The sequence below is a fragment of the Microbacterium festucae genome (genome assembly GCF_025421715.1).
Classification (GTDB): domain Bacteria; phylum Actinomycetota; class Actinomycetes; order Actinomycetales; family Microbacteriaceae; genus Microbacterium; species Microbacterium festucae.
Window position 1 is genome coordinate 1111439 of sequence record NZ_JAOEFC010000001.1, and the last position, 24751, is coordinate 1136189.

Consider the following 24751-nt stretch of genomic DNA (forward strand, 5'->3'; position numbering starts at 1 on the left):
GGCGGTGCGGGGGCGCGGCTACGCTCGGAGGATGCGCATCGCCTCGTTCGGCCGGTCGATCTTCGTGCTGCAGTGGATCTTCGCGGTGCTGCTGCCGCTGTTCGTCTTCATCGGGCGCGGGTTCGTCGGCGCCGAGCTCGGCTGGATGGCGGTGCTCGGCTTCGTCTACGGCATCTTCGTCATCGCCCTGCTGCTGCTGCCGCCCCTGCTCGGCCTGCTCGATCCGATCGCCCGCCGCGCCCGCTCGGTGCGCCTGATCTACGCGATCGCGATGATCGTGCAGTGGGTCGGCCTTCTCGTGGTCGGGCTGACGATCCCCGACTCCAGCGACGCCGGACCGCTCGCCCCGGCCGTCTCGGTGTGGACCGGACTCCCGATCGACATCGCCACCACGGTGTTCACCGCCGCGACGCTCGTGGCCACGGCATCCTGGTTCGTCACGCTCAGCACCGCCGTCGCCGGCATCCTGCGCGGCCGCCGCGAGGAGCGCGAGTAGCCGCGGGGGTCTCGCCGGGTGCGGCGCGGGCGTGTCCCGTATCCGGGTGCGGCGCGGCAAGGGCGCATAACTCAGGCAGATCGCGCGTTTCGGGCCCGCGCGCGGCCTGGTCGGGCGATTCTGCCTGAGTTATGCGCCGCGACGGGGCAGCTCGGCGTGCGAATCGCGCACGCACCCGCCCCTCACGCGCCGGCGGCGGCCGGAAGATCGCGGGTGAGGAAGCGCCGGCGCACGACGAACAGCGCCGAGGCCAGTGCTCCGACGGCGCCGATCCACATGGTGGGCACGACGCCGAGCGCCTCGCCGAGCACCCCGGCGAGCAGGGCGGCGATGGGCATGACGCCCCAGACGCAGAACCGGATCGAGGCGTTCATGCGGCCCAGCAGGCGTCCGGGGGTGATGCGCTGCCGGAAGGTGACCTGCGTGATGTTGTAGACGAGCACGAAGAACGACCCGGCGAAGCTCTGGGCGATGAGGATCGGGATCGCGAGCGAGGGCACGAGGGCGGCGGCGGGCAGCAGCAGCGCGACGAGCGAGAATCCGACGGCCGAGATCGGGATGGCGCGGGCCTCGCCGATCCCGCGTGCGAGGTGCGGGGTGGCGATGGCGCCGACGAGTCCGCCGACCGAGCCGGCCGCGAAGATCAGGCCCATCAGCTCGGGTCCGAAGCCGAGCGTGCGCAGCACGAACAGCGGCAGCAGGGTGAAGGTGATGGTGCTGAAGAAGTTCGACACCGTCGTGGTGCCGACGATGAGGCGCAGGTAGGGGTTGCCGAACACCCACGCCAGGCCCTCGCGCACCGACCGCACGAGCGGGTCGTGCGTGCCGCGCGCGGCGACGACCTCGGCGTCACGCGTCGCGCTCAGCGCCACCAGCGAGAAGACGTAGGTCACCGCGGTCGCCAGCAGCGCGAAGGGTGCGGTGATGACCGCGATCAGCCAGCCGCCGGCGGCGGGACCCACGATGCCGGCGATCTGCGACGTCGACTCCAGCTTGCCGTTGGCCTCGGCGATCTGCCGCGCCGGCACCAGCGAGGGCACGATCGACTGGTACGACACGTCGAAGAACACCGTCGCGACGCCCATGATCAGCGACACGACGAGCATGTGCCACACCTCGAGCGACCCGAGCCACCACAGCAGCGGCAGCATCGCCAGCGCCACCGCGCGGATGCCGTCGGCGACGATCATCACGTGCCGCTTGCGCATGCGGTCGATCCACGCCCCGGCGGGCAGTCCGACGATCAGGAACGCGGCGGTCGCGGCGGCGTTGAGCAGGCCGACCTCGAACTCGGTCGCGTGCAGCAGCAGCACGGCCAGCACCGGCAGCGCCAGCTCGGTGATCTGCGCACCGAACTGGCTGAGCGCCTGCCCACCCCACATCGTGAGGAAGTTGCGGTCGTGCCAGAGCGAGCGCGGCGCGACCTCGACTGATTGGGACATGCAAATCAGTATGACCGGAGTGATTGAACTCTGTCAATCACTGGGCTACGGTGGGCGCATGACCGACCCTGCGAACGTGGATGACGACCCGATCGCGGATGCCGACGACGCGGCCGCGCAGGCGCTCGCGCGGGCGCTGAGCTCACCGCTGCGACTGCGCGTGCTGCGCCTGTGCGCGTTCGACGCGCGCACCAACAAGGAGATCGCCGAGCTGCTCGAGGTGAACCCCGGCACGATGCTCCACCACGTGCGCACGCTCGTCGACGTCGGGCTGCTCGCGCCCCAGGACGAGCGCATCGGCACGCGCGGGGCGCGCGAGGTCCCCTACATCGCGACCGGCCTGTCGTGGCGCGCACCGCGGATGCCGAACCAGTCGATCGTGCTGCTCGAGACGATGCGCCAGCAGATGGAGGGTCTGGACCCCGAGTCGGTCGAGACCACCTGGCTGGGCCTGCGCCTGAACGACGAGCACCTGCACGAGCTGCGAGAGCGCCTCTACGGCCTGCTGCAGGAGTTCAAAGAGCGCGGGCCGGATGCCGAGGGTGCGTCGTTCTCGCTCGTCACGGTGCTCCACCCCGACCGCAACCCGCCCGCGCGGTGAGGTGCCCGCGGGGTGCGTTTCGACTCGTCGCTGCGCTCCTCGCTCAACGACCAGAACCCTCGACCCCCGGTCGTTGAGCGAGCGCAGCGAGTCGAAACGCGCTGCCCCGGGGGGGCGTTTCGACTCGTCGCTGCGCTCCTCGCTCAACGACCAGAACCCCGCCCGCCGGTCGTTGAGCGAGCGCAGCGACACCCCCGGTCGTTGAGCGAGCGCAGCGAGTCGAAACGCGACTCCGGCGGGTCAGGCGTTGGCGAGGAGCGAGTCGCCGATCGGGCGACGGGTGCGCGGGGCGAGCTCGCGGGTGCGGAGGGCCTCGGGTGCGGCGGCGATGTCGCCGAGCGCCCCGACGGCCATGACGGTGACGGCGGCCAGCTCGTCGCCGAAGCCGAACTCCTCGGCGATGGCGGCGCGGTCGAACCCGCCCATCTGGTGGGTGTGCAGGCCCGAGGCGTGCGCCTGCACGGTGAAGTGCGCGGCGGCCTGGCCGGTGTCATAGGCGGCCCACGCCAGCGGCTTGCCCTCGAGGGAGGTGACGGTGGCGAAGACGACGAGCGCGGCGGCATCCGCGGCCCAGCTCTGGTTGAACCCGACCAGCGAGTCGACGATCGAGGCGTGGGCGGCCGATCCGCGGCGGGCGACGATGAAGCGCCACGGCTGCGAGTTGTTGGCCGACGGGGCCCAGCGGGCGGCCTCGAGGGCGCTGGCGAGGGCCGCTTCGTCGATCGGCGCGGTGGCGTCGAAGATGCGCGTGCTCCAGCGCTCGGCGAGGACGTCGAGGATCGGGGCGTCGGTGGTGGCCGGCTGGACGAGGGTGGTGCTCATGGCGTCTCCTTGGGGGGTGGTCTGCGACGGGACGCCCTCGGCCCGACGCATAACAACGGTATGCACCCCGGTTGTGTTCCCGCTGGATGCATGAAGTTCGCCGTCACAGAAGACGCGGCGATCTTCCCGGCACCGCCCCCGCCACGGCATCCGTGCGTCGACCTAGCGTGGGCGCATGGGCATCGCGACGGCAGACCTCTACGACGACCGCGGCGAGGAGCTCGCCTCGCTGTCCCTGCAGCTGCAGGACATCGGCGGGCACATCGCCTTCGACGGGCCGGTGCGCACCGTGCGCTGTCACCGCGACAACGCGCTCGTCAAGCAGGTGCTGGCCACGCCCGGTGCGGGCGCCGTGCTCGTCGTCGACGGCGGCGGGTCGCTCGCCTCGGCGCTGGTGGGCGACCAGATCGCGGCCGCCGCGGTGGCGCACGGCTGGGCCGGCATCATCGTGCACGGCGCCGTCCGCGACCGCGCGGCGATCGGCCGCCTGCCGCTGGGCGTCAAGGCCCTCGGCTCCAATCCGCGCAAGAGCGCGAAGACCGGCGCCGGCGAGCTCGATGTGCCGGTGACCGTCGACGACGTCGTGTTCCGGCCCGGGGCACACGTGTGGGCGGATGCCGACGGCATCCTCATCGAGCGCTGACCGCCGCCCCGTCGGCACGAGGGGTCCGCACGGCGGGGGTCTTGCGCCGCACGCGCGGGAGGGCCACCGTGGAGGGGCACCGATCCGGGAGGAACACCATGATCGCCTTCGACTCCGCCTTCGCCGGGTTCTCGGTGGACGACATCGCCGCCGCCGAGGCGTTCTACCGCGACACCCTCGGACTGGAGGTGGAGCTGGGGGAGATGGGGATCCTCGACATCGAGCTGCCGGGCGGGTGGCACACGATCGCCTACCCGAAGCACGACCACGTGCCCGCGTCGTTCACGATCCTGAACCTCGTCGTGTCCGACATCGACGCGGCCGTCGACGCGCTCAACGCCGCCGGCGTCACGACGAAGATCTACGACGACCCCGACTTCGGCACCGACGAGCGCGGCATCGCCCGCGGCAACGGCGGCCCCGAGATCGCCTGGTTCCGCGACCCCGCCGGCAACGTCATCTCGGTGATCGTCGAGGGCTGACCCCCGCGGCGCCCACCGAGCCCGCACGTTGCATTACCGTGCGCGGACCGCAATCGCTCGCGCAACCGGCTCGCTCACGGTGTCCGTCGCTCCCAGGACGATTGCGCGCGCCGGAGACAATTGGGTCACGAGGTCGGCGGAGGCTTCCGGTAGACGATCCTGGCGTGTGATCAACATCGGCGCCCCGCTGGCGGCAGCGACTGCTGCGCCGGACACCGCATCCGGGAACTTCTCGCCGCTCGCCACGTAGATCGTCTCGGCGGGCGTGTGGGTCGTAGCGCGGACGATCGCAGCGGAAGTGGCGTATCTGTCCACTCCCGCGATGCGAGTGACGCTACCGCCCGAGGCCGACCATGCCGCATTCATCACCGATGCGCTGATCGATGCGCTGTCGCCCACCACCACCACTCGCTCGGGCCGGAGTCGCGCGAGTTCAGCCCGTGTTGCGGCGGGTAGCTCATCTCGCAACGCGAGAAGCACCGGACCACCCGCCCTTCCTGCCGGACCCGCCGCGCTGAGTGCATCGGGGAAGTTCGCGCCCGTCGCAAGATATGCCACCGGCGCCCCCGCCCCGAAGGTCGCGGCGGACAGCGACGCGGCCGTCTCGAAGCGGTTCTCGCCCGCAATCCGCTGGACCTCGGGAGCATACTGGCGAAGAAGGTCGAAGACACCGGCGGACACCGATGGCTCGCCACCGACGACAACTATCCGCCGCGGTTTCAGCCGGGAGAGTTCCGACCTGACCGCCTCTGACAGCTCCGCCGGAGATGTCAGGATCACGGGCGAAGCGGCACGGCTGGCCGCCGCTGCGCTCAGCGCGTCGGGGAAGTCCAGGCCTGTGGCCACGAAGACGGTGTCCGTTCCCGGGGCGAACGTTGCCGCTAGTCGGGCGGACGTCTCGTAGCGGTCCACGCCGGCGATACGACTGACGGGGGTCGGAATGGTGACGGCGCCACTGACCTGCGTCACCCTCCAGAACCCGTCGCGTGAGCCCACGGCCACCACGGACAGCTGCGCCCCGCGGTCCTCCTTGGTGACCGTGTAGGTACTGGATGTCGCGCCGGCGATCTGCGCGCCGTCCCGTATCCACTGGTAGCTGAATTCAGCAGCAGGTTGCCACGAGGCGGTTGCCACGAGAGTCCCCCCGACCGCTGGCGACCCGCTCAGCGTGGGCGCAGGTGTCGCGCTGAACCGTTGCGGCGTGGGAGTCGTGGACGTGAGACAGCACCCCCAGTTGGAGAACACCGTGTTCCCGGCCAGGTCCTGCCACGTTCCACGATGCACCGCGCTGCCGTTGCGCACGACGTAGTTTCCGAAGCGCATTCCGTCGACCGGATAGTACGGGCGTTGTGCGGTTCCGGGTTGTGGGGGATCCCCGTAGAGGATCGACAGGTGCACGTGCGGCCCGTTGGAGGAACCGCCGCAGGGGAGAGTCGACCCCGCTTCTCCGAGGTAAGCGCCGGCCGGAACCCACTGCCCGATCAAGTTCTCCTGCGCACCGGCGAGGTGGTAGTACTCCGACTTCCACCCTCCGCCGTGATCGACGCCGAGGAACCAGCCCGCCGGACAGACGACGCGATAGACGCGCCCTTCCGCGATAGCCACGACTCGTCGGTTAGGGCTAGAACCCGGTGCGAAGTCGAGCGCCCCCCAGGCCGTTCCGTCACTGTCTCGATGCGGGCCCCCCGACGACCAGCGCTGTCCCGGTTCGAAGGGAAGGTGCCACACGGGCGGAGCGAGCGAGCGCAACGTGGGTCGCGAGGGCGGATCCATCGGTTCGTCCCACGGCTCGATCGTGAGTGGCTCCGTCGGGCCCGAATGGTCGTGCCCGTCCTCGTCTCCGTGCGGGGCTGTCGTGTCATCCTCGGGGGGAGGCTGGGTCCCGCCTCCAGTCGGGGTCGGGGACGGGGTCGGGCTCATCGGAGCGGATGACGTCGGCGTCGGCGTCTGCGATGTGGTGGGGTCGGGGGAAGGAGTCGTTGCCTGCTCCGATGCAGAGGCCGGCGGTACCAGCGTCGTCAGCGAAGCAATCAGAGCGACCGTCACCAGTAGAGATCCTGCGCGATGTCGCATGCCGGCCTTCCGAATGTGGGCGCGCCCACCCTAACGCAGGCCGCGCGGGACATGGGGCGTTGTCCACAGGGCGCCCACCGCCCCGCGCACGGCAGAGGGCCCGGCGCGCCGTCGATGCGCACCGGGCCCTCGGGCCGGACTCAGGCCTTGAGAGCGTCCATCAGCTTCACGCGGGCGCCCATGCGCAGGATCGAGTTGTCGTAGATCTTCGCGCCGATCGCGATCGCGGCGACGCAGGTGGCCAGCAGCACCGCCAGCGAGAGCAGCGGCTCCCACCACTGGGCCTCGCCGAGGAAGATGCGCACCGGCATGCCCACGGGCGCCGAGAACGGCACGTACGACATGACGGTCATGACGACCGGGTTGTCGTTGAAGAAGATCACCAGGAAGTACGGCGCCATCACCAGGAAGGTGAGCGGGGTCATGGTGGTGCCGATGTCCTCCTGGCGGGAGACCATCGCCCCGGCCGCGGCGAACAGCGACGCGAGCAGCACGAACCCGAAGAGGAAGAACACCGCGAACCACACCAGGGGCGCGCCGAGTCCGGCCAGCACCTCGGTCTGCCCGGTGACCGTGAGCCCGACGATCGCGATGGCCGCGAGCCCCAGGATCTGCCCCATCGCCAGCAGCGTGTTGCCGATCACCTTGCCCGCCAGCAGCGCCCGGGTCGGGATGGCTGAGATGAGCAGCTCGACCACACGGGTCTGCTTCTCTTCGACGACCGACTGCGCGATGGTGGCGCCGAAGTTCAGCGCGGCCATGAAGAACACGATGCCGAAGCCGAGCGCCACGAGATACCGCAGCCCCTCGTTGGTCTCGTCGGGGTTGAGCAGCTCGACCGGCGGGGTCACGCTCAGTGCGCTGATCAGCCCGTTCGGCACGCTGTCGTCACCGATCACGCGGTAGCCGAACGGGTCGGGACCGCCCTCGATGATGGCGGCGTCGACCTCGCCCGAGCGCACCAGGTCTTCGGCGTCGGCCGCACTGTCGGCCTCGGTGACCTCGATCACGTCGTCCATGCCGCTGACCACCGACGCGGTCTGCGGGGTGACGGCGACGGGGGTGCGCGAGTCGGACTGCGCCGCGAACCCGCCCCACACGATGGCGACCAGGGCGATGACGAACAGGACGCCCGTCGAGATGAGGAACGCCTTGCTGCGCAGCTTCGAGCCGACCTCGCGCTCGGTGACGAGCCAGACGCTCTGGGCGATAGAGGGTGAAGACGTGTTCACTGGATGACCTCCTTGAAGATCTGGGCGAGGGACGGATGCCGCGGCGCGAAGCTCGCGACGTCGCCGGAGGCGACGGCGCGCTGCAGCACCCGCTGCACGGTGGCGTCGCTGTCGGCGTCGAACAGGGCGTAGCCGCCGTCGAAGTCGAGGACCTCGACGCCCGGCTCGGCGCGCAGCCAGCCGGCGTCGCCGGCCGAGACGAGCTCGTAGCGGCGCGAGGCGTGCGCGGCGCGCAGGCCGTCGCGGGTGCCGGCGGCGCGGATCGTGCCGCCCGCGATGATGACCAGGTCGTCGCACAGGCGCTCGACGACGTCGAGCTGGTGCGACGAGAACAGCACGCCCACGCCCTGCGCGGCACGCGCCTGCAGCACGCCGGCGACCACGTCGACGGCGATCGGGTCGAGGCCGGAGAACGGCTCGTCGAGGATGAGGATGCGCGGCTCGTGCACGAGCGCGGCCGCGATCTGCGCGCGCTGCTGATTGCCCAGCGACAGGGTCTCGACGTGGTCGTCGAGGCGCTCGCCGAGCCCGAGCTCCTCGAGCAGCGCGGTGGCGCGCGTCGTCGCATCCGTCTTGCTGAAGCCGTGGAGGCGGGCGAGGTAGACGATGTGCTCGAGCACCTTCATCTTCGGGTAGAGGCCGCGCTCCTCGGGCATGTAGCCGAACCGGCGGCGGTCGGCCGCGGTCACCGCAGCGCCGCCGAGGGTCACGGTGCCGGCGTCGCGGGCGAGCACGCCCAGCACGATCCGCATCGTCGTGGTCTTGCCGGCGCCGTTGCCGCCGACGAATCCGGTGACGCGCCCGTCGGCGACGGTGAACCCCACGTCGTCGAGCACACGGCGCGCGCCGTAGCTCTTGGTGATCCTGCTCAGTTCCAGCATCCGATCCTCCTGTGTCTGGGTGTCTCCGACGCTACGGGCGGGGCGGCGGCGCGTCCTCCCCCGCCCGGCGGGTTCGCATCCTCCCCCGGACGGGGGACTCCTCTCATCCGGGGCGGCTCAGAGGATTCACAGGTTGCGGCAACCTGACGTCAATGTGGCGTCAAGGCGGCGGGGCTATGCTCCGGCTGTGACGACTGCCCCCGAAGCCCACCGTCCCCTGTCGCGCCGCGGGGGGATCTTCGAGCGGATCAGGGCATTCGCCTTCACCCGTCGCGGCCTCCTGGCCGGCTGGGGCGCCCTGCACCTCGCCTATGCGCTGAGCCTGCTCCCCATCCTGCTGGCCGGCGGCACCGAGGGCGACCTGCCGCTGTACCGGCAGTGGGCGCAGGAGGCGCTGCACGGCGTCATCCCCGTCGTCGACGAGCCCTGGGTCTACCCGGCGGGCGCGCTGGCGCCGATCATGCTCGCCATCATCGCGGGCCCCTGGGCCTACCAGCTGGTGTGGCTGGTCATCATGGCCGCCGGCAACCTCGCCGCGATCGCCGCCATCACCGACGGCTTCCGTCGCCGCGCCGCCTACACCGCCGCCTGGTACTGGATGCTGATCGTGCTGCTGCTGGCGCCCGTCTCGATGCTGCGGCTCGAGGGCGCGGCGGCGCCGTTCGCCATCGCGGCCCTCGTCTACGTGGTGCGCCGCCCGGCCGTGGCCGGCGTGCTCATCGCCGCGGCCACCTGGATCAAGGTGTGGCCCGCGGCCCTGGCCGCCGCCGCCGTCACCGTCTCGTCGGCGCGCTCGCGCATCATCGTGGGCGGCGTCGCCCTCAGCGCCGGGATCGTGGGGGTCGTCGGCGTCGCCGGCGGCGCCTCGAACGTGCTCAGCTTCGCCACCATCCAGACCGACCGGGCGCTGCAGCTCGAAGCGCCCGTCGCGACGCCGTGGGTGTGGGCGACGGTGCTGGGCGTGCCCGGCGCCGAGATCCGCCAGAACTGGTACCTCGCCACGCGCGAGGTGGCCGGTCCGGGCGCGCACGCGGCCAGCGACCTCGTGGGCCTTCTGATGCCCATCGCCGTCGTGGGCCTGGTCGTGCTGCTCTGGCTGGCGCGCTCGCGCGCCCAGCGGGCCGGACTGCTCACCCCCGACATGGAGCAGCGCCTCATCCTGCGCGGCGGCTTCGCGCTGACGGCCGCGCTCATCGTCTTCAACAAGGTCGGCTCGCCGCAGTACATGCTGTGGATCGCTCCGATCGTGGCCGTCGGCCTCGCCGTCGACTACGAGGGCTGGCGCCGCCTGGCCACCTGGATGGCCGTCACGTGCCTGCTGACCACGCTGATCTTCCCGATCCTCTACCTGCCGCTCATCGACGCCGACCCGACCGCGGCCAGCGTGCTGCTGCTGCGCAACGGCATCGTCATCGGCATGTTCGTCTGGAGCGTCGTGTGGCTGTGGCGCGCCGCGCTGCCGGCGCGGGCGCAGGTCGAGGTCGTGCGCGCCGCCGCACCCGTCGCCGCCCACTGACCCCGGGCGGGTACCACGCGGTGCCCGGTGCGAGCGCGCCGGGGACCTGTCAGGCCAGGCCTGCGCGGTGCGCGTAGACGACCGCGGCGACCCGGTCGCGGGCGCCGATCTTCTGCAGCACGTTGGACACGTGGGTCTTCACCGTCGCCTCGCCGATGAACAGCCGCTGGGCGATCTCGGCGTTGCTGAGGGCCTGCGCGAGCAGATGCAGCACCTCCGCCTCGCGTTCGGTGAGCTCCACCGGGATCACCGACGCGCCGGTGGCGGGGCGGGCTGCGGATGCCGGAGCTCCGGCATCCGTGAAGCGTTCGATGACCCGGCGGGTGACCTCGGGGGCGAGCAGGGCGTCGCCGACGGCGGCCGCGCGCACCGCCGAGACGAGCTCTTCGGGGCCGGCGTTCTTCAGCAGGAACCCGCTCGCGCCGGCCGACAGCGCCTGGAACAGGTACTCGTCGCGGTCGAACGTGGTGACGATGACCACGGCGGCGTGGAGGTCGCCGTCGGCGACGATGCGCCGGGTGGCCTCGAGACCGTCCATGTCGGGCATCTGCACGTCCATGCACACCACGTCGGGGGTCAGACGCCGGGTCTCCGCGACGGCCGCGGCACCGTCGGCGGCCTCGCCGACCACCTCGATGCCGTCGGCGGCGTCGAGGATCATGCGGAATCCGGCCCGCATCACGGCGTGGTCGTCGACCAGCAGCACCCGGATCACGCGCGCACCCCTGCCGCGGCGCCGTCGGCGGCGCTGATGCCGGAAAGGGGGAGCGGGATGCGGGCGCGCACGAGGAAGCCGCCGCGCTCGCGGGGCGCGGCCTCGAGGCTGCCGCCGGATGCCGCGGCGCGCTCGCGCATGCCGACCAGCCCCAGCCCCGCGCGCACCGGCCGCGCGACCCGGCCCGTGTTGGAGACCTCGAGCTCGGTGATGCCCTCGGCGTAGCGCAGCCGCACCTCGGCGGTGGTGTCGGGGGCGCCGTGACGGCGAGCGTTCGTCAACGCCTCCTGGGTGATGCGGTACAGGTTCACCTGGGTCAGCTCGGGCACCTCGTGCGCGTCGCCCACGACGGTCAGGGTGGTGGGCAGGCCGTTCTCGTTGGCGTGCGCGACGAGGTCGGGCAGCGCCGACAGCCGCAGGGTCGAGTCACCGGGAGACGCGGCATCCGGGGTGCGCAGCGTCTCGAGCAGCTGTCGCAGCTCGGTGAGGGCCGACCGTGCCGCGTCCTCGATGCCCGACAGGGCCTGCGCGGCGGCATCCGGGTCGCGGGTGAGCACGGTGCGCGCGGCGCCGGCCTGCACGCCCATCGCCGAGACGTGGTGGGCCACGACGTCGTGCAGCTCGCGGGCGATGCGCACCCGGTCGAGGGCGACCGCCTGCGCCGCCGTGAGCTCCCGCTCGCGCTCGAGCTCGTCGGTGCGGGCCTGCAGCGCCGTCTGCTGGGCGGCCTGGGCGTATGCGCGCTCGCCGAAGTAGTAGGCGCCGCCGAAGAACGCGACGTTCACGAGGAAGTTCAGCAGCATGTAGGCGGCGAAGGGCGAGAACAGCCCCGCACGCGACAGTCCGGCCTCTTCGCCGGTGGCGGCCTGGAAGGTGACGACCGTCAGCCAGATGAACATGCCGGCGATCACGGCGAGGCGCACGATCGTGGCCCGGCGCCGGTCGTCGACCCAGGCGCCCACCGTGTACATCGCGATGAAGACCGCGATGTTGCCGACGTACACCTCGGGCACGCGGAAGGTGACGCCCAGGAAGAACGCGATCGCCACGATCACGAGCACGACCTCGGGGTAGCGGCGGCGCACCGCCAGCGGCGCCGTGAGCGCGGCGCCGTAGACCAGGCCCCACGCCAGCGACGGGGTCTGGTCGCCGTAGATGCCGGCGATCTGGCCGAGCGCCGCCGACAGCACGGCGGCGACCAGCAGCACGCCGGCCAGCACGTAGTCGCCGCGCAGTCCGTCGGCGGTCGGCCGGGGGCGGCGGGGGTGAGCGCTCATCCCTCCACGCTAGAGGCGCCGCCGCCTCCCGGCATCCGCCGCACGACGGAGACCCGCGGGTGTGGCCCTGGGGCCTGTCCCCGGGTTCCCCCGGGTTCGCCCCTGCCGAGTGTCCAAGACACGCGGCATCCGGCGGGCGCCAGCGGCGTGTCTTGGACACTCGACCGGATGCGGGGCCGGGAGGCCCCGGGGCTGGGCAGGTGTTTCGGGGCCCGGGCGCTGGGCCTGGCCCGGGCCCTGGGGCCTGTCCCCGGGTCCTGGCCCCGGCGTCTGCCCCCGGGCTTCCCCCTGCCGAGTGTCCAAGACACGCGGCATCCGGCGGGCGCCAGCGGCGTGTCTTGGACACTCGGCGAGGGGAGGCGAGGCGAGGGGAGGCGAGGGGAGGCCGGAGGGAAGCGGGGCTAGCGCGGGAGGGGGCGGGGCGCAAGGGGCGTGGCGGGGCGGAGGACGAGGCGACAGCATGGGGGCATGGCCACGTACACCGTCGGAATCCTGGTGGGCTCGGCATCCGAGCCCTCGCTCAACCGTCGCTTCGCCGACGCCCTCGTGCGGCTGGGCGCCGACGTCGGGCTCGAGTTCACCGACATCCCGATCGTCGACCTGCCGTTCTTCGGCACCCAGTACGAAGCCGACTTCCCGCCGGTGGGGCAGCGGTTCAAGACGGCGCTGGATGCCGTGGATGCACTGCTGTTCGTCACGCCGGAGTACAACCGGTCGATCCCCGCCGTGATGAAGAACGCCGTGGACTGGGCCTCGCGGCCCGTCGGCGAGAACGCGTTCCCCGACAAGCCCGTCGCCGTCACCGGCGCGAGCACGGGCGACATCTCGACGGCGGTCGCCCAGCAGGAGCTCAAGGGCATCCTGCTGGCCCAAGGCGCGGTGGTGCTCGGCGCCCCCGAGGTCTACATCCACGTGGTCGACGGGTTCTTCGCCGACAACGGCAGCGTCGCCGACGCCGACACCCGAGAGTTCCTGAGCGGCTTCCTCTCGCGGTTCCACCAGCACATCCGCCGGTCGCGCACCTGAGGACCGGTCCGACCCCGCCGCCGCGGCGGCACGACCCGCAAGGAGCATCATGACGCGCGGACGCATCGTGATCGACCTGTTCACCACGCTCGACGGCGTCGCCCAGGCGCCGGGCGGCCCCGACGAAGACCGGTCGAACGGGTTCGCCTGGGGCGGCTGGCAGGCCCCGCTGAACGACGAGACCGTCGGCGAGCGGGTGGGAGCCGGCATCCGCCGGATGGATGCCCTGCTGTTGGGGCGCCGCACCTACGACATCTTCGCGGCGTACTGGCCGCAGCGCACCGGCGGGGACGAGGGGTTCATCGGCCGCCGGTTCAACGAGATCCCGAAGTACGTGGCCACCCGCGGGGCGCTCGAGCCCGCGTGGGCCGGGACGACGGTGATCGGTCCCGACGAGCTGGCCGCGACCGTCGACGGGCTGCGCGACCGGCACGACGAGACGCACGTGATCGGCAGCGTCGACCTGGTGCAGACCCTGTTGCGCGCGCAGCTCTTCGACGAGCTGAACCTATGGGTGTACCCGATCGTGCTCGGAGAGGGGAAGAAGGTCTTCCCCGAGGGGGCGGCCCCGGCCCGGCTGCGGTTGCTCGAACCCGCGGTGTCGGGAGCCGGCGGCGCACTGCTGCTGCGGTACGGCCCCGACGGCGTGCCCGAGACGGGCGACATGACCACCGAGCCGACGGCGGGCTGAGCCCGAGGCCTAGAAGATCATCGGACGATCGTCGTCGTCGGACCCGCCGAGGTCGAGGTCGACGACCACCGGCACGTGGTCGCTGGGGATCTCGCCCTTGCGCTCGTCGCGGTGGATCGCGGCGCCCACCACGGCGTCGGCGAAGGCGTGCGAGCCGAGGATGAAGTCGATGCGCAGCCCCTCGTTGCGGGGGAAGCGCAGCTGCTTGTAGTCCCAGTACGTGTAGCCGGCGGGCACCAGCGGGCGCACGGTGTCGGTGAGCCCGACGTCCAGCAGCGCCTGGAACGCGGCGCGCTCGGGCGGGGAGACGTGCGTGGTGACGCCCTCGATGACCGTGGGGTCGCCGTTGTCGGCGTCGGTCGGCGCGATGTTGAAGTCGCCCACCAGAGCCAGCGGCAGGTCGGGCTCGGCCGCCAGGGCATCGGCGGTGTAGCCGCGCAGCGCCTCGAGCCAGGCCAGCTTGTAGACGTAGTGCGGGTCATCGAGCGAGCGGCCGTTGGGCACGTACAGGCTCCACACCCGCACGCCGTCGATCGTCGCGCCGATCGCCCGCGCCTCCTGCGGGGCGCCCGGCCCCTCGTGACCCTTGGCGAAGCCCGGCATCTCGGGGAAGGCGGTCTCGACCTGCTCCAGCGGCAGGCGGCTGGCGATCGCGACGCCGTTCCACTGGTTCAGGCCGTGCGCCTCGACGTGGTAGCCCGCCGCCTCGAACTCGGCGTAGGGGAACTGCTCGGGCTTGCACTTGATCTCCTGCATCGCGAGCACGTCGATGTCTTCACGGACGGCGAACTCGACGGTGCGGACGACCCGCGCGCGGATCGAGTTGACGTTCCAGGTGGCCAGGCGCATGGCATCCAGCGTATTGGCCCCCACCGACGTCGGACGACCCGTTTGTCACGGCGAGGGGCGGATGCCGCGGCCCGCGGCAGCGCGTAGCTTCGGCGCCATGACGCGCACACCGAGGTGGGTCGGGGTCTGTCTGCAGATCGTCGCATGGTTCTCGCTGGTCTCGGCGCTGGCCGGGATGGTGGGGCTCACGGTCGGCGGCGGGATGGGGCTTCCCGGCGAGTGGCTCGAGGGGAGCGTGTTCGACTCCTACTTCTGGCCGGGCGTGATCCTCGGGGTCGTGGTCGGGGGTGGGCAGGTGCTCGCCCTGGCGGCGCAGTACCGCCGCCTCGCGCTGGCGCCGGGGCTCCACGCGGCGGCGGGCCTGGTCATGATGATCTGGATCTTCGTGGAGATCGCCGTGATGCTCGTCTGGTCGCCGCTGCACGGCATCTACTTCGTCGCCGGTCTCGTGCAGGTCGTGCTCGCGGTGCTGGCGCTGGGGGCCTGGCCGCGCCCGTTCCTCACCCGCGCCTGACCCCGCACCCGCGCCTGACCCCGCACCCGCGCCTGACCCCGCACCCGCGCGCCGCCGCACCCGCCGCGCCCGCGCCTCGACGGGGTCAGAGCGCGCGCAGGATGTCTTCGACGCGGTCCTTGGCGTCGCCGAAGAGCATCTGCGTGTTGTCGCGGAAGAACAGCGGGTTCTGCACGCCCGCGTAGCCCGAGGCCATCGAGCGCTTGAACACGATGACGTTGCGCGCGTTCCACACGTGCAGCACCGGCATGCCCGCGATGGGGCTGCCCGGGTCTTCAGCCGCCGCCGGGTTGACGGTGTCGTTGGCGCCGATGACGAGCACCACGTCGGTGCCGGCGAAGTCGTCGTTGATCTCGTCGAGCTCGAGCACGATGTCGTAGGGCACCTTCGCCTCGGCCAGCAGCACGTTCATGTGACCGGGCAGGCGGCCGGCGACCGGGTGGATGCCGAACCGCACCTCGACGCCGCGCTCGCGCAGCCGTGCGGTGAGGTCGGCGACCGGGTACTGGGCCTGCGCGACGGCCATCCCGTAGCCGGGGGTGATGATCACCGACGACGCGCCGCCGAGCAGCTCGGCGACCGAGGCCGCGTCGATCTCGTGGTGCTCGCCCTGCTCCTCGTCGTCCGAGCGCGGGGCCTCGATGCCGAAGCCGCCGGCGATCACCGAGAGGAACGACCGGTTCATGGCCTTGCACATGATGTAGGAGAGGTAGGCACCCGACGATCCGACGAGGGCGCCGGTGACGATCAGCAGGTCGTTGTTGAGCAGGAAGCCCGCCGCGGCCGCCGCCCACCCCGAGTAGCTGTTGAGCATCGAGACGACCACGGGCATGTCGCCGCCGCCGATCGAGGCGACCAGATGCCAGCCGAGGGCGAGGGCGAGCAGCGTGACCACGATCAGCAGCCACAGCTCGGGGGTGATGACGTACCAGACCGTCAGGGCCGCGAACAGCACCAGGGCGCCCACGTTGAGCACGTTCTTGCCGGGGAGCATGAGCGGCCGCGACGACATGCGGCCCGAGAGCTTGAGGAACGCGACGATCGACCCGGTGAAGGTGACGGCGCCGATGAACACGCCGATGAACACCTCGGCGTGGTGGATGCCGGCCAGGGTGCCCTCCAGCCCGGTGTCGTAGAGCGCGCCGTTCCAGCCCACGAGCACGGCGGCCAGACCCACGAACGAGTGCAGCAGCGCGATGAGCTCCGGCATCCCGGTCATCTCCACGACGCGGGCCCGCCACAGGCCGATCGCCCCGCCGACGACGACGGCGGCGACCAGCAGGGCGAGGCCCAGGTAGGCGGTCGTGTCGTCGGGCACGAGCGAGCCGCCCGCGACGACCAGCACGAGCGTCGCCGTCAGGGCGATCGCCATGCCCGCGATGCCGTAGACGACCCCGCGCCGCGCGGTCTCCTGCTTGCTGAGGCCGGCGAGGGCGAGGATGAACAGCAGCGCGGCCACGATGTAGGCGGCCGTCGCCACCGACTGCGCGACGGCGATGGGGCTGTCGCCGGCGGCGAGCGGGGCGGCGGGCACGAGCGCGGCGATCACTTCTGGTCACCCTTCTGGAACATGGCGAGCATTCGCCGGGTGACGGCGAATCCGCCGAAGATGTTGATGGATGCCAGCAGCACCGCGACGGCGGCGAGGGTCTGCACCAGGGGGTCGGGCACGATCACCTGGGTCATCGCGCCGACGACGATGATGCCGCTGATGGCGTTGGTGACGCTCATCAGCGGGGTGTGCAGGGCGTGGGCGACCTTGCCGATGACGTAGAAGCCGACGACGACCGACAGCGTCAGCACGAGGAAGTGCTGGGGCAGCGGGGCCGGCGCGAACGCGCACACCAGGAACAGCACCACGATCCCGGCGACCGTCAGCGCGGCCCGGGCGCCCCGCGACATGGTCTTGGCGACCTTCGCGGGGGCGGGCTCGGCCGCCGCGCGGGGCGGCGCCGCCGAGACCTGCACGGGCGGGGGCGGCCAGGTGACCGCGCCGTCCTGGGTGACGGTGACCGCGCGCTGCACGACGTCGTCGTGGTCGAGCACGGGCTGGCCGTCCTTGCCCGGGGTCAGCAGCGTGAGCAGGTTGAGCAGGTTCGTGCCGTAGAGCTGCGAGGCCTGCTGCGGCAGCCGCCCGGCGAGGTCGGTGTAGCCCAGGATCACCACGCCGTTGTCGGTGACGACGCGCTCGCCGGCCACCGACCCGGCCACGTTGCCGCCCTGGGCGGCGGCCATGTCGACGATGACGCTGCCGGGCTTCATGCGGGCGACGTCGTCGGCGGTGATCAGCAGCGGGGCGGCGCGGCCCGGGATGAGGGCGGTGGTGACGATGATGTCGACGTCGGCGGCCTGGTCGCTGTAGAGCTGCGCGGCGGCGGCGTCGTAGGCGGCGCTGGTCGCCTTGGCGTAGCCGTCGGCCGAGACCTCCTTCTGCTCGTCGGGAACGACGACCTCGAGGTAGGTGCCGCCGATCGACTTCACCTGGTCGGCGACCTCGGGACGCGGATCGGTGGCGCGCACGATCGCGCCCAGACTGGATGCCGCGCCGATGGCGGCCAGTCCCGCCACGCCGGCCCCGGCGATGAGCACCTTGGCGGGCGGCACCTTGCCGGCCGCGGTGACCTGGCCGGTGAAGAACCGGCCGAACTCGTGGGCGGCCTCCACGACCGCGCGGTAGCCGGCGATGTTGGCCATCGAGCTGAGCACGTCCATCGACTGCGCGCGGGAGATGCGCGGCACGGCGTCCATCGCCAGGGCGGTGACCCCGCGCTCGGCCAGGGCGGTGAGCAGGTCGGGGCGCAGGGCCGGGCTCAGCAGGGCCACCAGCGTGGTGCCCGGGCGCAGCAGCGCGATCTCGGCATCCGTGGGGGCGGCGATCTTCAGCACGACGTCCGACCCCCACGCCACGACGTCGTCGACGATGGTCGCCCCGGCATCGACGTAGGCGCTGTCGGGGAACGACGAGGCCGATCCGGCGCCCGACTGCACGACGACGTCGTAGCCGAGCGCGATGATCTTGCCCACGGTCACCGGCGAGGCCGCGACGCGGTTCTCCCCGGGCTGTTCCGTGACGATGCCGATGCGGGCCATGTGCGGTGCTCCTTGCGTTCCCGTTCCGCCCCCGACTATATGGGGAGGCCCCCGGTGGGCGACGGGCGCGACGCCCGGGCAAAAACACCGGTTCTTCCGCTCCCGGCGCGAATCGCGGTCTGTGAGGGGCGGCCCGCGGCATCCGTAGACTTCTGGGCATGACCGCAGCCTCCACGCCCGAGCTCGAAGCCGACCGCCAGGCCCTCATCGGCCTCATCCAGGACGAGGCCGTGTTCCACGGCGACTTCACCCTCTCCAGCGGCAAGAAGGCGACGTACTACGTCGACATGCGCAAGCTCACCCTCGACCACCGCGCGGCCCCCGCGATCGGCCGCATCATGCTCGACCTCGTGCGCGGGGTCGACGGGGTCGTCGCCGTCGGCGGACTCACCCTCGGGGCCGACCCGATCGCCAACGCCGTCATGCACGAGTCGGTGCACGCAGGCGCCCCGCTGGACGCGTTCGTCGTGCGCAAGGAGCCCAAGGACCACGGCCGCGGTCGTCAGATCGAGGGCGCCGACGTCGCCGGCAAGCGCGTGGTCGTGGTCGAGGACACCTCCACCACCGGCCAGTCGGCGCTGAAGGCCGTCGAGGCGCTGCGCCGCGAGGGCGCGGAGCCGGTGGCCGTGGCCGTCATCGTCGACCGCAAGACCGGGGCGCAGGCCGCGGTCGAGGCCGAGGGCCTGCAGTGGCTGGCCGCCATCGACCTCGACGACCTGGGCCTGCAGCCGCAGTAGGCCGAGGGGCCCTGCGGCGCCGGCCGCGCGTCAGGCGCGGAAGACCGGCAGCTGCGAGGCGAGGGCGAGCACGAGTCCGAGCACCGTGAGGATGACGATGCCGCGACCGTTGGGCAGCGCCGTGCCCTGCGGGGCGTCTCGACGGCCGCGCAGGAACAGCACGAGCGCGACCACCAGCACGGCCAGCGCCGAGATCACCAACACGAGCGACATCACGAGTCGTCTCCTCCACGTCCCCGGCCGCGCACGAACTGCACGACGAACACCACGAGCGTAGTCGTCAGGATGAGGGCGCTCGTGACCAGCAGCAGGGTCTGTTCGGTCTCGTTCACGGCACCGGCCCGTTCAGAAGTCGTCGGGGAACTCGGTCTCGACCGGCTCGTCGCGCAGCAGGTCGGCGACCGAGTCGAGCACCTCGTCGGGGCGGAACGGGAACCGGGCGACCTCGGTGTCGTCGGCGATGCCGGTGCGCACGAGGATCGTGTGCAGGCCGGCCTCGATGCCGGCGATGACGTCGGTGTCCATCCGGTCGCCGATCATCGCCGTCGTCTCGGAGTGGGCGCCGATGCGGTTCATCGCCGAGCGGAACATCATCGGGTTGGGCTTGCCGACCACGTAGGGGGTCTTGCCGGTCGCGTGCGAGATGAGCGCGGCGAACGACCCGGTCGCCGGCACCACGCCGTCGGGCGTGGGCCCGGTGGCATCCGGGTTGGTGATGATGAACCGGGCGCCGGCGTTGATGAAGCGGATCGCCTTGGTGATCGAGTCGAACGAGTAGTTGCGGGTCTCGCCGACCACCACGTAGTCGGGCTGCGTCTCGGTCATGATGTAGCCGGCCTCGTGCAGCGCCGTGGTCAGGCCCGCCTCGCCGATGACGAACGCGGTGCCGCCCGGATGCTGCGACTTGAGGAACTCGGCCGTGGCCAGCGCCGAGGTCCAGATGCGCTCCTCGGGCACCTCCAGCCCCGCCAGGCGCAGCCGCGCGCTGAGATCGCGGGGTGTGTAGAACGGGTTGTTCGTCAGCACGAGGAAGGGCGTGCCCTCGGTGCGCCACTGCGCGAGCAGCTCGGCGGCGCCCGGGATGGGACGGCTCTCGTGGACGAGGACGCCGTCCATGTCGGTCAACCAGCATTCGATGTCGGCGCGTGTCCGCATGTGGCCAGCCTAGTCGGCGGGTTCGGGCCGTAGTCTCGAACCCGTGGCCGTCGACCCGTGGAACCCCGAGCACCTGCCCGACCTGAGTGGACGGCGCTACCTGGTGACAGGCTCCAATGCCGGTCTCGGATTCTTCGCGTCGCTGCAGCTGGCCGGGGCGGGCGCCCACGTGATCATGACCGGCCGCAACCCCGCGCGGCTGTCGGCGGCACGCGCGGCCGTGCTGCGCCGGCATCCGGATGCCGACCTCGCCACGCTCGCCCTCGACGTCAGCAACCTCGGCTCGATCCGCGCCGCCGCCGCCACCGTGCGCGGCCGCGCCGGGCTCAACGGCCTGCTGCTCAACGCCGGCATCGTGCACCCGCCCCGGCAGCGCGAGACCACCCGCGACGGCCACGAGGTCGTGTTCGCGACCAACGTGCTCGGTCACTACGCCCTCGCCGGCGAGCTGCTGCTGTCGCTGGCGGCCGGTCGCGGGCGGATGGTGTGGCTCGGGTCGATGTCGACGTCGCTGACCCCGTACGACCCGATCGACCCCGAGCTCGAGAACGGCTACACGCCGTGGCGCGCCTACGTGCAGTCGAAGGTCGCCGCCACTGCGCTGGGGCTCGAGGCCGACCGCCGGCTGCGCGAGGCCCACGTGCCGGTGGAGAGCGTGGTGGCCCACCCGGGCTACTCGACCAGCGGACGCACCCGCGGGGTCGTCGGCGTCAACGCGCCCACCCGCATGTCGCGGTTCTTCGACAACCTGCAGGCGCCCATCACCCAGTCCAAGGAGCACGGCGCGTGGCCGCTCGTGCGGGCCCTGGCAGATCCCGTGGTCGAAGGCGGCGAGTTCTGGGGGCCGTCGCGCATCGTGTCGGGTGCCCCCCGGCGGGCCACCCCCGCCAAGATCACCCGCGACCCGATCATCGCGGCGCGGCTGTGGAACTACTGCGAGCACGCCACCTCCCCCTGGCCGTACCTGAAGGCCGCGAAGGCGCGCAAGAGCTGAGGGTCGGCGGGGCGCTTCCCGTTTCGGGTGCGGCGGTGCTGGCGGCCGCGGCGGTGCTGGCGGCCGCGACGGCTAGGCGGTGAGCCAGACCGATTCGCCCGCGCCGGCCGGCAGCGGTGCCGCCGGGGCGTCGTCGATCCTCGCGACCTCGGGGCCGGCGACCGTCAGCGTGCGGCCGACGTCGATGCCCGCCTCCTCGCAGGCGCGCAGCAGTGCCGGGTCGCGGTCGCTGATGCGCAGCACCCGGCCCACGTGCCCCACCGGCGCGGCCGACAGCAGCACGAACGGCTCCCGGTGCACGTGCCCCTCGGCATCCGGGATCGCATCGCCGTGCGGATCGAAGCGGGGACTGCCCAGCCGCGCGTCGATGCCGGCCAGCAGGCGGTCGCTGATGGTGTGCTCGAGCACCTCGGCCTCGTCGTGCACCTCGTCCCACGAGTAGCCGAACTCCTGCACGAGCCACGTCTCGATGAGGCGGTGGCGGCGGATGATCGCGGCGGCGCGCAGCTCGCCGGCGTCGCTGAGCGAGATGGGGCCGTAGGGGCGGTGGGTCACGAGCCCCTGCGCGGCGAGCTTCTGCACCATCTCGGTCACCGTCGACGGCGCGAGTCCCAGCACGCCCGCCAGCTGCGAGGGCGTGATGCGGGCGCTCTGCCACTCGGTGTGGTGGTAGATCGTCTTCAGGTAGTCGTCGATCGCAGCGGAGTTCGGCATCCCGCCCAGGCTAGCCGTCGCCGCGGCATCCGTTCGGTCAACCGCCGGTGAGCACGAGCCACAGCAGCAGCACGTTCAGCGCGATGAGGAAGACCGATGCCACGACGCCGGCCGCCGTCGTCCACCACCGGTTGCGGTGCTCGCCGAGCACTGCGGTGCGCGCGGTGAGCCACACCAGCGGCACGAGGGCGAACGGGATGCCGAAGCTCAGCACCACCTGGCTGAGCACGAGGGCCAGCGTCGGGTCGACGCCGAGCGCGAGGATGACCAGCGCCGGGGCGAGGGTGACCAGGCGCCGGGCCAGCAGCGGCACCCGCACCCGCAGCAGGCCCTGCATGATCTCGGCGCCGGCGTACGCGCCGACCGCGGTGCTGGCCAGTCCGCTCGCGAGCAGGCCGACCGCGAAGAGGGTCGCCACCAGCGCGCCGAGGTTCTCGGCGAGGGCGGCGTGGGCGCCCTCGAGGCTGTCGGTGCCGTCGATGCCGGCGAGGTTCGCGGCGGCCAGCAGCAGGATGCACAGGTTCACCGTGCCGGCGATCGCGAGGGCGATGGTCACGTCCCAGCGCGTCGCGCGCAGCAGGCGGCGGATGCCGACGGCACGGTCGGCGGTGCGCGCCCCCGTCGCGGTGAAGCGGTCGCGCGCCAGGGCGGAGTGCGCGTAGATCGCGTGGGGCATGATCGTCGCGCCGAGGATCGACGCCGCCAGCAGCACCGAATCGGCGCCCTCGAAGCGGGGGACGAGCCCGCCGATGACCTCGCCGGCGTCGGGTGGGGCGACGAAGACCCCGTAGGTGAAGCCGATCGCGATGATCGCGAGCAGCCCGATCACGACGAACTCGAAGCTGCGGGCGCCGCGGCGCTGCTGGATGAGCAGCAGCCCGATCGACACCGCGCCCGTGATCACGCCGCCCGCCAGCAGCGGCACCCCGAACAGCAGCCACAGCGCGACCGCACCGCCGATGACCTCGGCGATGTCGGTGGCCATCGCCACGAGCTCGGCCTGCAGCCAGTAGGCCCGGCGACCGGTGCGGCTGCGGATGCGGGTGCCCAGCGTCTCGGCCAGACTCCGCCCGGTGACCACGCCGAGCTTGGCCGACAGGTACTGGATCAGCCACGCCATCGTGTTGCCGAGCACCACCACCCACACGAGCAGATACCCGTAGCGCGCGCCCGCGGTCATGTTGCTGGCCACGTTGCCCGGATCGAGGTAGGCCACCCCCGCCACCAGCGCCGGCCCGAGCAGCCACGCGACGCGGTGACGCTTGGACGTCGGGGGCGTGGGGGGTGGGGGTGTGGTGGGTGCGGGTGCGGTTGGTGTGGGGCCTGGGGGGCCTGGGGTGCCTGGGGTGCCGGGGGTGCCTGGGGTGCCGGGGGTGCCGGTGGTGCCTGGGGTGCCGGGGGTGCCGATGGGGGCGGGGGAATGGGTCACGGGTGGATCTGATGCCTTGAGTCGGGGTGCGGGGTGGGTCGGGTGCGATTTTTCGGCGTGCCGAAAACATAGCAGGGTTTCGGTCGACCGAAAACTGGGGACTGCCGTGTTTATCGCGGCGGTCGGTCGGGCCATGACGCCCGGTGATCCGGAAGGGCCATGTCCCGAAAACGGCGGGTGAGGGGCCGAGAACCCCTCAAATCTCGGGACCCGACCGCGCACCATGTCCCGTAACCCGCGGGTGCGGCGCTCGAGGCCCGCCGGCTGTGGGACCTGCCCCGGGACCGTGTCCCGCAACCCGCGGGTGCGGCGCCCGACACCCGCCGGTTGTGGGACCTGCCCCGGGACCGTGTCCCGCAACCCGCGGGTGCGGCGCCCGACACCCGCCGCCTGCGTGACCTCCCCCGGGACTGTGTCCCGCAATCCGCGGATGTGGCGCCCGAAACCCACCGAGTGGGAGACCTGCCCTGGAACCGTGTCCCGCAACCCGCGGGTGCGGCGCCCGACACCCGCCGTCTGTGTGACGTGCTCCGGCACCGTGTCCCGCAACCCGCGGATGCCGCGCCGCGCGGCCCGATGCCGACGGCGGCGCGGCATCGCAGACCCCGGTCTGGTCGGTCGGCGTCGCGGCGCCCGAATAGCCTGAGCGGGTGAGCGTTCCCGATCCGGACCCCGCGGAGCACCGCGACAGCGACCCCGCCGAGCCGCAGCTTCCCGTCGGCGTGGGCCCGTGGCCGGGGGACTGGCCGACCGACCCCCGGTACGACCGCGAGCTGCTCGAGCACGGCGATCGCCGCAACGTGATCGACCGCTATCGGTATTGGACGATGGATGCCATCGTCGCCGACCTCGATGCCCACCGGCATCCGTTCCACGTCGCGATCGAGAACTGGCAGCACGACATGAACATCGGCTCGATCGTGCGCAGCGCGAACGCGTTCGGTGCCGCCGAGGTGCACATCATCGGCAAGCGCCGCTGGAATCGTCGCGGCGCGATGGTCACCGACCGCTATCAGCACGTGCGCCACCACGAGGACGTCGCCGCCTTCGCCGCGTGGGCCGAGGCCGCCGGCATCCCGATCATCGCCGTCGACAACGTCGACGGCTCGGTGCCGGTCGACCGCGCCGACGTGCCCGAGCGGGCGGTGCTGCTGTTCGGCCAGGAGGGCCCCGGCCTGTCCGCCGAGGCGGTCGCCGCCGCGGATGCCGTCGTCGAGATCACCCAGTACGGATCCACCCGCTCGATCAACGCCTCCGCCGCCGCCGCGGTCGTCATGTACGAGTGGTGCCGCCGCTGGGCCTGACCCCACCTCCCCCGCCGAGTGTCCAAGACACGCGGTTGATGCCGCCCGGATGCCGCGTGTCCTGGACA

Annotated in this window: 24 protein-coding genes and 1 pseudogene; 11 read left to right on the forward strand and 14 right to left on the reverse strand. The window is 72.1% G+C overall.

Features of this window, described 5'->3' with window-relative positions:
- Positions 1-31: 31 nt before the first annotated feature.
- A complete protein-coding gene (locus N3K63_RS04980) occupies positions 32-496 on the forward strand; it encodes a hypothetical protein (protein ID WP_261578885.1) in 465 nt (154 codons plus the stop codon).
- A gap of 182 nt (positions 497-678) precedes the next feature.
- On the opposite strand, the gene N3K63_RS04985 is transcribed toward N3K63_RS04980, so the two are convergent.
- Positions 679-1938 (reverse strand): MFS transporter, encoded by a 1260-nt coding sequence (locus N3K63_RS04985; protein ID WP_261578886.1) that lies wholly within the window; start codon positions 1936-1938, stop codon positions 679-681.
- 58 nt (positions 1939-1996) lie between these two features.
- Between N3K63_RS04985 and N3K63_RS04990 the strand changes: the two genes are divergently transcribed.
- Positions 1997-2539 carry an ArsR/SmtB family transcription factor gene (locus tag N3K63_RS04990; RefSeq protein WP_261578887.1) on the forward strand — a complete coding sequence of 181 codons (543 nt, stop codon included), beginning with the start codon at positions 1997-1999 and terminating at the stop codon, positions 2537-2539.
- Between the two features lie 240 nt (positions 2540-2779).
- On the opposite strand, the gene N3K63_RS04995 is transcribed toward N3K63_RS04990, so the two are convergent.
- On the reverse strand, positions 2780-3361 hold the full coding sequence (locus N3K63_RS04995; RefSeq protein ID WP_261578888.1) for a nitroreductase family protein: 582 nt from the start codon (positions 3359-3361) through the stop codon (positions 2780-2782).
- Positions 3362-3536: 175 nt separating this feature from the next.
- Here N3K63_RS04995 and rraA point away from each other — a divergent pair, with 175 nt between their 5' ends.
- Both rraA and N3K63_RS05005 read left to right on the forward strand, forming a co-directional pair.
- Positions 3537-4004 carry a ribonuclease E activity regulator RraA gene (rraA, locus tag N3K63_RS05000; RefSeq protein ID WP_261578889.1) on the forward strand — a complete coding sequence of 156 codons (468 nt, stop codon included), beginning with the start codon at positions 3537-3539 and terminating at the stop codon, positions 4002-4004.
- Positions 4005-4102: 98 nt separating this feature from the next.
- A complete protein-coding gene (locus N3K63_RS05005; RefSeq protein ID WP_261578890.1) occupies positions 4103-4486 on the forward strand; it encodes a VOC family protein in 384 nt (127 codons plus the stop codon).
- A 33-nt stretch (positions 4487-4519) separates the two neighbouring features.
- On the opposite strand, the gene N3K63_RS05010 is transcribed toward N3K63_RS05005, so the two are convergent.
- From N3K63_RS05010 to N3K63_RS05020, 3 genes are all read right to left on the reverse strand, one after another.
- The gene (locus N3K63_RS05010) at positions 4520-6559 is read right to left on the reverse strand and encodes a cell wall-binding repeat-containing protein (protein WP_315943080.1); all 2040 of its coding nucleotides are present in this window, start codon (positions 6557-6559) and stop codon (positions 4520-4522) included.
- 140 nt (positions 6560-6699) lie between these two features.
- Complete coding sequence (locus N3K63_RS05015; protein ID WP_261578892.1) at positions 6700-7791, reverse strand: ABC transporter permease; 1092 nt, start codon at positions 7789-7791, stop codon at positions 6700-6702.
- Positions 7788-8672, reverse strand: coding sequence for an ABC transporter ATP-binding protein (locus tag N3K63_RS05020; protein ID WP_261578893.1), 885 nt, complete (start codon positions 8670-8672; stop codon positions 7788-7790). The genes N3K63_RS05015 and N3K63_RS05020 overlap by 4 nt, the downstream gene beginning before the upstream one ends.
- Positions 8673-8859: 187 nt before the next feature.
- Here N3K63_RS05020 and N3K63_RS05025 point away from each other — a divergent pair, with 187 nt between their 5' ends.
- Entirely contained in the window at positions 8860-10188 is a 1329-nt protein-coding gene (locus tag N3K63_RS05025; protein WP_261578894.1) for a hypothetical protein, read from the forward strand.
- Between the two features lie 49 nt (positions 10189-10237).
- On the opposite strand, the gene N3K63_RS05030 is transcribed toward N3K63_RS05025, so the two are convergent.
- Positions 10238-10903, reverse strand: coding sequence for a response regulator (locus N3K63_RS05030; protein WP_261578895.1), 666 nt, complete (start codon positions 10901-10903; stop codon positions 10238-10240).
- Positions 10900-12180, reverse strand: a complete 1281-nt coding sequence (locus N3K63_RS05035; RefSeq protein ID WP_261578896.1) for a sensor histidine kinase — start codon at positions 12178-12180, stop codon at positions 10900-10902. The genes N3K63_RS05030 and N3K63_RS05035 overlap by 4 nt, the downstream gene beginning before the upstream one ends.
- Before the next feature lie 468 nt (positions 12181-12648).
- On the opposite strand from N3K63_RS05035, the gene N3K63_RS05040 reads away from it, so the two are divergent.
- Positions 12649-13206 carry an NADPH-dependent FMN reductase gene (locus tag N3K63_RS05040; protein ID WP_261578897.1) on the forward strand — a complete coding sequence of 186 codons (558 nt, stop codon included), beginning with the start codon at positions 12649-12651 and terminating at the stop codon, positions 13204-13206.
- 49 nt (positions 13207-13255) lie between these two features.
- Positions 13256-13897, forward strand: coding sequence for a dihydrofolate reductase family protein (locus N3K63_RS05045; protein ID WP_261578898.1), 642 nt, complete (start codon positions 13256-13258; stop codon positions 13895-13897).
- Positions 13898-13906: 9 nt separating this feature from the next.
- Here the strand turns inward: N3K63_RS05045 and N3K63_RS05050 are convergent, their stop codons facing one another.
- Complete coding sequence (locus N3K63_RS05050) at positions 13907-14746, reverse strand: exodeoxyribonuclease III (RefSeq protein ID WP_261578899.1); 840 nt, start codon at positions 14744-14746, stop codon at positions 13907-13909.
- 97 nt (positions 14747-14843) lie between these two features.
- On the opposite strand from N3K63_RS05050, the gene N3K63_RS05055 reads away from it, so the two are divergent.
- A complete protein-coding gene (locus N3K63_RS05055; RefSeq protein ID WP_261578900.1) occupies positions 14844-15260 on the forward strand; it encodes a hypothetical protein in 417 nt (138 codons plus the stop codon).
- Between the two features lie 85 nt (positions 15261-15345).
- Here the strand turns inward: N3K63_RS05055 and pntB are convergent, their stop codons facing one another.
- Together pntB and N3K63_RS05065 are read right to left on the reverse strand one after the other, a co-directional pair.
- Complete coding sequence (pntB, locus tag N3K63_RS05060) at positions 15346-16758, reverse strand: Re/Si-specific NAD(P)(+) transhydrogenase subunit beta (protein WP_261579198.1); 1413 nt, start codon at positions 16756-16758, stop codon at positions 15346-15348.
- A 47-nt stretch (positions 16759-16805) separates the two neighbouring features.
- Positions 16806-18350, reverse strand: a complete 1545-nt coding sequence (locus N3K63_RS05065) for a Re/Si-specific NAD(P)(+) transhydrogenase subunit alpha (protein WP_261578901.1) — start codon at positions 18348-18350, stop codon at positions 16806-16808.
- Positions 18351-18508: 158 nt separating this feature from the next.
- Between N3K63_RS05065 and pyrE the strand changes: the two genes are divergently transcribed.
- Positions 18509-19087: an orotate phosphoribosyltransferase gene (pyrE, locus tag N3K63_RS05070; RefSeq protein ID WP_261578902.1), complete on the forward strand. Its 579-nt coding sequence runs from the start codon at positions 18509-18511 to the stop codon at positions 19085-19087.
- 30 nt (positions 19088-19117) lie between these two features.
- Here pyrE and N3K63_RS05075 read toward each other — a convergent pair whose 3' ends face one another.
- The gene (locus N3K63_RS05075) at positions 19118-19300 is read right to left on the reverse strand and encodes a hypothetical protein (protein WP_261578903.1); all 183 of its coding nucleotides are present in this window, start codon (positions 19298-19300) and stop codon (positions 19118-19120) included.
- A 132-nt stretch (positions 19301-19432) separates the two neighbouring features.
- On the reverse strand, positions 19433-20242 hold the full coding sequence (locus tag N3K63_RS05080; protein ID WP_261578904.1) for an HAD-IIA family hydrolase: 810 nt from the start codon (positions 20240-20242) through the stop codon (positions 19433-19435).
- Between the two features lie 43 nt (positions 20243-20285).
- Between N3K63_RS05080 and N3K63_RS05085 the strand changes: the two genes are divergently transcribed.
- Positions 20286-21236, forward strand: a complete 951-nt coding sequence (locus N3K63_RS05085; protein ID WP_261578905.1) for an SDR family NAD(P)-dependent oxidoreductase — start codon at positions 20286-20288, stop codon at positions 21234-21236.
- Positions 21237-21308: 72 nt separating this feature from the next.
- On the opposite strand, the gene N3K63_RS05090 is transcribed toward N3K63_RS05085, so the two are convergent.
- Both N3K63_RS05090 and N3K63_RS05095 read right to left on the reverse strand, forming a co-directional pair.
- On the reverse strand, positions 21309-21950 hold the full coding sequence (locus tag N3K63_RS05090; protein WP_261578906.1) for a metal-dependent transcriptional regulator: 642 nt from the start codon (positions 21948-21950) through the stop codon (positions 21309-21311).
- 37 nt (positions 21951-21987) lie between these two features.
- Positions 21988-23211: pseudogene (locus N3K63_RS05095) on the reverse strand (Nramp family divalent metal transporter); the annotation flags it as partial.
- An 818-nt stretch (positions 23212-24029) separates the two neighbouring features.
- Between N3K63_RS05095 and N3K63_RS05100 the strand changes: the two are divergent.
- Positions 24030-24683 (forward strand): TrmH family RNA methyltransferase, encoded by a 654-nt coding sequence (locus N3K63_RS05100; protein WP_390895032.1) that lies wholly within the window; start codon positions 24030-24032, stop codon positions 24681-24683.
- Positions 24684-24751 lie beyond the last annotated feature (68 nt).

Excerpts from the sequence above, each read along its gene's own strand:
- N3K63_RS04980 (WP_261578885.1), top strand. The coding sequence starts at position 32 with ATGCGCATCGCCTCGTTCGGCCGGTCGATCTTCGTGCTGCAGTGGATC.
- N3K63_RS04985 (WP_261578886.1), bottom strand. The coding sequence starts at position 1,938 with ATGTCCCAATCAGTCGAGGTCGCGCCGCGCTCGCTCTGGCACGACCGC.
- N3K63_RS04990 (WP_261578887.1), top strand. The coding sequence starts at position 1,997 with ATGACCGACCCTGCGAACGTGGATGACGACCCGATCGCGGATGCCGAC.
- N3K63_RS04995 (WP_261578888.1), bottom strand. The coding sequence starts at position 3,361 with ATGAGCACCACCCTCGTCCAGCCGGCCACCACCGACGCCCCGATCCTC.
- rraA (WP_261578889.1), top strand. The coding sequence starts at position 3,537 with ATGGGCATCGCGACGGCAGACCTCTACGACGACCGCGGCGAGGAGCTC.
- N3K63_RS05005 (WP_261578890.1), top strand. The coding sequence starts at position 4,103 with ATGATCGCCTTCGACTCCGCCTTCGCCGGGTTCTCGGTGGACGACATC.
- N3K63_RS05010 (WP_315943080.1), bottom strand. The coding sequence starts at position 6,559 with ATGCGACATCGCGCAGGATCTCTACTGGTGACGGTCGCTCTGATTGCT.
- N3K63_RS05020 (WP_261578893.1), bottom strand. The coding sequence starts at position 8,672 with ATGCTGGAACTGAGCAGGATCACCAAGAGCTACGGCGCGCGCCGTGTG.
- N3K63_RS05035 (WP_261578896.1), bottom strand. The coding sequence starts at position 12,180 with ATGAGCGCTCACCCCCGCCGCCCCCGGCCGACCGCCGACGGACTGCGC.
- N3K63_RS05040 (WP_261578897.1), top strand. The coding sequence starts at position 12,649 with ATGGCCACGTACACCGTCGGAATCCTGGTGGGCTCGGCATCCGAGCCC.
- N3K63_RS05045 (WP_261578898.1), top strand. The coding sequence starts at position 13,256 with ATGACGCGCGGACGCATCGTGATCGACCTGTTCACCACGCTCGACGGC.
- N3K63_RS05050 (WP_261578899.1), bottom strand. The coding sequence starts at position 14,746 with ATGCGCCTGGCCACCTGGAACGTCAACTCGATCCGCGCGCGGGTCGTC.
- N3K63_RS05055 (WP_261578900.1), top strand. The coding sequence starts at position 14,844 with ATGACGCGCACACCGAGGTGGGTCGGGGTCTGTCTGCAGATCGTCGCA.
- N3K63_RS05065 (WP_261578901.1), bottom strand. The coding sequence starts at position 18,350 with ATGGCCCGCATCGGCATCGTCACGGAACAGCCCGGGGAGAACCGCGTC.
- pyrE (WP_261578902.1), top strand. The coding sequence starts at position 18,509 with ATGACCGCAGCCTCCACGCCCGAGCTCGAAGCCGACCGCCAGGCCCTC.
- N3K63_RS05075 (WP_261578903.1), bottom strand. The coding sequence starts at position 19,300 with ATGTCGCTCGTGTTGGTGATCTCGGCGCTGGCCGTGCTGGTGGTCGCG.
- N3K63_RS05080 (WP_261578904.1), bottom strand. The coding sequence starts at position 20,242 with ATGCGGACACGCGCCGACATCGAATGCTGGTTGACCGACATGGACGGC.
- N3K63_RS05090 (WP_261578906.1), bottom strand. The coding sequence starts at position 21,950 with ATGCCGAACTCCGCTGCGATCGACGACTACCTGAAGACGATCTACCAC.